A 5,295-nucleotide genomic window follows, 5' to 3' on the forward strand; every position below is an offset into this window, starting at 1 on the left:
CGCCCCGTTGCGCCCGCGCGCGGCGCACTCGCGCCCGACGCTCCCGCGCGCGGCGCACTCGCGCCCGGCACGCCGGTGCTCACCGCCGAGCCATTGCGGGTCGAGCGGCGGCGCAACCACCTCGACGGGCGCAGCGAGCTGACGACCGCGCTCGTCACGCAGGCCCCGCTGACCGTCGCCGCGGGCCGGGCCACGGCGCTCGTCGGACCCAGCGGTGGGGGCAAGAGCACGTGGCTGGCCACGATGGCTGGACTGGTGCCCCCTTCGTCGGGGCGGGTGGTGGTCGGCGACGACGCGGGAGCCGACGCTCCCGAGGTGGCGGACCTGCCGGCCGACGAGGTGGCGCAGCTGCTCGGCTGGGTGCCGCAGTGGAGCTCGAGCGCGCTGCTCGCTCGCACGGTCCTCGACGAGGTCCTGCTCACCGGCCGCACCCTCGGCACGGCCGACGAGGGGCGCGGCCCGGCCACCTGCTCGACGTGCTCGGCCTGGCGCACCTCGAGCGCGCCGACCCGCAGACCCTCTCTGGCGGCGAGCAGCGCCGCCTCGCCGTCGCCGCGGCCCTCGCGCACGGCCCGGCTGCCGTCCTGGCCGACGAAACCGACCGTCGGCCAGGACCGGGGCACCTGGGCGGCCGTCGCCGGCCTGCTCGCCGCCCACCGTGCCCGGGGCGGCGGCGTCGTCGCCGCAAACCCACGACCCCGACCTCGTGGCCCTCGTCGACGAGGTCCGCACGGTCCGGCGCCCTCGGGTCGACCCACCCCCGCCGGCCCCTCGTGCCGGTGCTCTCCGCGTGCGGCCCGCTCTCGCTCTTCGCCGCGGCCGTCGTCCCGATGGTCGCCGCGGTCCTCTCGCCGGGCTGGCAGGTCTCGCTCGTCGTCCTCGCCCTGCTCGCCGTCGGCGCCGTCGTCGGCCTGTCGACGCTGCCCGGCACCGGACCAGGCTGGACCACCGCGCGTCGCTGGCGGGGGCTGGCCCTGCGGCTCGTGCCTGCCCTCGTCGGCGCCCTCGGCGTGGGCTGGTCGACGTGGCTGCTCGGCACCCACGACGTCGAGGTCGCCGTCTCGGCGGCGCTGCGGCTGCTCGTCATCGTCGTGCCGTCGGCGATCCTGCTCGGCTTCGTCGACCCGGACGACCTCGCCGACCACCTCGGTCAGCGGCTGCACCTGCCCGCTCGACCGGTCGTGGCGCTCGGCGCCGCCCTGCAGCGGGTCCAGTCCTTCGGTGCAGCGTGGTCCGAGGTGGGCTGGGCGCGGCGGCTGCGGGGCCAGGGCGGTGACCTGGCGGCGGCCGGCCGGGGTCGGTGGCGCACCTGTGGGCGTCGACCTTCGGCATGCTGCTGCGCTCGCTCGGCATGGCCGCGACGCTCGCCGTCGCGATGGACGCGCGGGGCTTCGCCTCGGCCGGTCGGCGCACCTGGGCCGAGCCCGCGCCCTGGCGACGGGCGGACACGCTCGTCGTGCTGGCCTCGCTCGTCACCGTCGTCGTGGTGCTGCTCGCGCGCCGGTGACGACCGGTCAGCAGTGCCCCTTGACCTCCTGGGTCCACGAGACCATCCACGAGTCGGGGTTGGGGTAGCTGTCGTTGCTCACGTGGAACTTCATCGGCCGGGGCCCCCGGCCCTTCGAGCCGGCGACCGTGCCGCCGCTCTCCTTGACGAGGCTCGTCCCGCTCTCGTCGAGGCAGGCGCGTATCTCGACGAAGGGGGAGATCGCCACGCCGTTCTTCGGCTTCGGCTCGAGCTCCATCTTCGTCACCTGGAGCTCGCCGACGATCTCGGTCGTGCCCTCGCGGCGCTGACCCTTGATGTCGAGGCGTCCGGCCTCCGCGATGAGCGCAGAGGAGGCGCGCCCCTCGGCGAAGCCGATGGACGCCGTGCTCCGATAGCTCTCGGGTGAGGCGAGGATCGTGTTGCGCCCGTCGACCCACTGGCCGACGCGGGTGCGGGCGCCCTCGGTGGCCGCCTCGTCGGGGTCGGTCGTGGTGGTCTGGCGCTGGTCGACGAGGTCGGGGGTGAGCCCGCCGTCGTCGTCACCGCCGCACCCGGAGAGCACGAGCGCCGCGACCGCGGCGAGGGCGAGCGGGGTGACCCGGGACGCTCGGGTCACTTGTTGACCACCTGATTCTCCCCGATGCGGATCCACAGCGACTGCTTGAACTCGATGTTCTGCTCGCCGGGACCGTTGGCGTCGACGTAGGTGATGTGCCAGTAGGTCGTGATGAAGACGCGGTAGTTGCCCGGCTTCTTGTACTTGTGCCCGCACTCGGGGGTGCGGTCACGCATCCACGGTGCGAAGGGCGGGCTCTTCTGGCAGACGACCGTCGAGCCGTCACCCATCTGCCACTTCACGTGGGTCACGCCGGCCTTGACCCAGTAGGGCGTGCCCTCGGCCTCGGCCTGGATCGGGCCCCACTGCGTGCGCCACATCGTCCGCGGCCACATCCACACCCACAGGCCGACCGGCGCCATGCGCGAGCCGGTCCACTCCTGGCCGACAGCGATGGGGTTGGGCGCGAGACCGGGGTACATCGCCCGGAACTTGGTGCCGACGGCGGTCTCGAGGTCGGCGATGAGGTCGTCGGGGTTGCTCGTGCGAGGGGGCGTCTCGGACCAGAACGGGTCCTTGAGGATGAGCGTCGTGCCGTCGGAGTCGAAGCCCGTGCACTGGTAGAGCTTGCCCTTGGGTCGCCACTCCGGGTCGTCCGGCGTGGGCTGGTCGGAGGCCTCGATGATGTAGCACTGGCGCTCGTTGCTCCACGAGCCCGCCACCGCGTTGTCGCACGGCACGCGCTCGTAGTCGGGAGCGCCGAGGTTGCACGGCGGGCGCGTCGGGCCCTTGCCCCCGCCGCCCTTGCCGTCGCCCTTCTCCCCGCCGAAGACGATGCGGCAGCGGGCGCTGAGGTTGAAGTTCTCGCAGATGTCGGCCTCGCTGCGCGGCGCCGTGGCGAGCGAGGCGACGAGCACGAGCGCCGTCACGCCGAGCACGGCGACGACGCGCTCCCACGGGAGCAGTCGGGTCAGGGTCGTCATCGGCGGGCCTCCATCAGACGGCGTGGTGGGTGGTCGTCGGGGTCTGCGACGCGGTGAGCTCCGGCAGGCTCGCGAGCAGCTCGCGGGGATGCGGGCTCGAGGTCGCGGTCGGCGAGTCGGCCGCAGTCGGCCGAGGCGACCGCAGCAGCGTCGCGGGCGTCGGCGTCGCCGAGCTCGTGGGTGGCGAGGACCTGCAGGCGCCACAGGGCCTCGACACCGGGCTCGACGGTCAGGCCGACGACCGTCGCGTCGTAGGCCGCGGCCCAGCGCCCCTCCATGAGGCGGCGGCGGGCGAGCTCGGTGGCGGCGGTGGTGATCGCGAAGATCATCTGCGCGCGCAGCGCCTGCGCCCACACGTAGTGGCGGGGGTGGACCCCGGCGAAGGGACGCCCGCGCACCAGTCCGAGGGCCTGCTCGAGGTGCTCGGTGCCGGCGTGCGAGGGGTCGGCGGGCACGAGGCCCCGCCAGAGCCGCCAGTCGCTCGTGATGCCGCGGGCCGCGTCAAGGCCACCGGCCGGGGTCTCCTCCGGCCCGAGCCACGCGCCGAGCCCGGCGAGCGAACGGTCACGCACGCGGGAGTGGTCGTGCATCGCGCGGTTGGGCCACATCGCGTCGTCGATCTCGGTGGCGGTGGCGTGCGGGTGCGTGCTGACGTAGGCCGCGAGCTCGGTGAGGCGCATGCGGTGGGCTGCGGCGACCTCGCCGACGTTGTCGATGTCGACCGGGCCGAGCAGGCGCAGCACGGGCTCGTCGGTGGGTGCGGCGAGCTCGCGCACCCGCTCGGGGAAGGCGATGACCGGCGGCAGCGGCGTGCCCGGCGTCGGGGTGATCTGGTTGGAGAGCCACCCGGGCGTCGTGCCCAGCGAGGTGAGGTCGAGGCCGGCGGTGCGGCGCACCGTCGCGACGTCCTCCCCGGGCTCGAAGGGGGTCTGCACCGCCGGGGTGTTGACCGGCGTGTTCCAGCGGACCGGGGTGGGGTTGGTCGCCTCGTCGGCCACCTGCGAACGACGGATCGTGGGCGCGTCGTCGACGAGGTCGTCGGCCGGGTCGAGGGTGACCTCGGCGGCGGTCGGGACCCCTGCGAGCGCTGCCGCGTCGGGCTCGCCCGCGGCAGGTGCCCACACGTCCTCGGCCGGGGCGAGCAGGTCGAAGAGGAAGCCGATGCGGGCGGCGTCGGCGCTTGTCAGCCGCTCCGGCCGCACCTGCAGGTAGGCGGGGGAGAGGACCGCGGCGTCGGTGTCGTCGGCAATCGTCAGGGCAGTCGGCGCCGTCGGCGACCGAGCTCGCGGCGTGGGCGAGCGCGACACGCGGTGAGGAGGCGACCGCCTTGTCGAGGCGCCGCCGGTCGCGGGCGTCGAGCTCGCCGCTGACGACGATGACCTCACGGGCGGTCGGGTCGATCTGCACCTGCACCGAGAGGGTGTAGGCCGCCATGTCGGGCACCGAGCGCACCCGCGGGGAGTCGATTGCCCGGGTGAGCTCGGGGTGCCCGCCGATGACGGTCACGGTCGTCGCGTCGGCCCAGGGGGCGGAGGCGAGCGAGAGGGTCATCGCCGCGAGGGTGTCGCGGGTGCGGGCCGGGTCGCCCACGACGGCGAAGGTGCGCACGTCGGCGAGGTTGACGAGCACGTGCGCCTCCTCGTCGTCCTGCCCGATGGCGACGAGGGCGGGGAAGGGTGCCGGCTCGGTGACGAGCATCTGCGGGTCGAGCGTCATGGCGCGGTCCACGGCGAGGGTCCACAGCCGGGGGTCGGCGGTGGAGGTCCAGGGCGCGGGCAGCCGCATCGGGTCGGCGAGCTGGACGTCGAGCTGCTGGCGACCGATCCGCACCGAGCGCAGACCGGGCAGCGCGCGCCGGCCTCACGGGCGGCGACGGAGATGTGCCGCAGGGCGATGTCGACGGTGTCGACCGTGTGGACGTCGGCGACGAGCGCGAGCTCGCGCTCGAGGTCGTTGACCGCCTCGTCGGTGGGGCGGGTCAGGCGGGCAGCGCGCCGGCGGCGGGCCCGCTCGACGAGGGTCAGCAGGCCGGCGGCGGTGATGCCGGACAGCCCGAGGACCGTGCTGCCCCACTCGTCGGCCGGGTCGCCGACGAGCACCGGGTCGGCGGAGCCCTCCTCGGCGCTCGCGGTCGATGCGGCTGCCCCGGCGGTGCCGGAAGCCGCCCGGAGACGGCCGGGGTCTGCGCGCTGGCCGGCTGGTCGGCGGGAGCCTGGTCGCAGGGGTCGTGCCGAAGGGGGGTGGACGCCCCGTGCGCGGCGTCGGCC

At 75.1% G+C, this 5,295-nt stretch carries 5 protein-coding genes and 1 pseudogene; 2 read left to right on the plus strand and 4 right to left on the minus strand.

What is annotated here, in order from left to right; genetic code table 11:
• Positions 1 to 75 precede the first annotated feature (75 nt).
• Together AC2W7J_RS15505 and AC2W7J_RS15510 are read left to right on the plus strand one after the other, a co-directional pair.
• A pseudogene (locus AC2W7J_RS15505) lies at positions 76 to 300 on the plus strand (ATP-binding cassette domain-containing protein); the annotation flags it as partial.
• A gap of 1,000 nt (positions 301 to 1,300) precedes the next feature.
• Positions 1,301 to 1,507 carry a hypothetical protein gene (locus tag AC2W7J_RS15510; protein WP_485983492.1) on the plus strand — a complete coding sequence of 69 codons (207 nt, stop codon included), beginning with the start codon at positions 1,301 to 1,303 and terminating at the stop codon, positions 1,505 to 1,507.
• A gap of 7 nt (positions 1,508 to 1,514) precedes the next feature.
• On the opposite strand, the gene AC2W7J_RS15515 is transcribed toward AC2W7J_RS15510, so the two are convergent.
• The 4 genes from AC2W7J_RS15515 to AC2W7J_RS15530 all read right to left on the minus strand — a co-directional run.
• Positions 1,515 to 2,105: a hypothetical protein gene (locus tag AC2W7J_RS15515; protein WP_485983485.1), complete on the minus strand. Its 591-nt coding sequence runs from the start codon at positions 2,103 to 2,105 to the stop codon at positions 1,515 to 1,517.
• Positions 2,102 to 3,028 (minus strand): hypothetical protein, encoded by a 927-nt coding sequence (locus tag AC2W7J_RS15520; RefSeq protein WP_255184622.1) that lies wholly within the window; start codon positions 3,026 to 3,028, stop codon positions 2,102 to 2,104. Before AC2W7J_RS15520 ends, AC2W7J_RS15515 begins: the two co-directional genes overlap by 4 nt.
• Entirely contained in the window at positions 3,025 to 4,335 is a 1,311-nt protein-coding gene (locus AC2W7J_RS15525) for an AfsR/SARP family transcriptional regulator (RefSeq protein WP_485983488.1), read from the minus strand. The genes AC2W7J_RS15520 and AC2W7J_RS15525 overlap by 4 nt, the downstream gene beginning before the upstream one ends.
• 405 nt (positions 4,336 to 4,740) lie before the next feature.
• Positions 4,741 to 5,295: hypothetical protein (locus AC2W7J_RS15530; protein WP_485983490.1), on the minus strand; the 555-nt coding region annotated here is incomplete at its 5' end.

The sequence above is a fragment of the Janibacter sp. CFPM2_SD2 genome, assembly GCF_057364645.1.

Excerpts from the sequence above, each read along its gene's own strand:
- AC2W7J_RS15520 (WP_255184622.1), bottom strand. The coding sequence starts at position 3,028 with ATGACGACCCTGACCCGACTGCTCCCGTGGGAGCGCGTCGTCGCCGTG.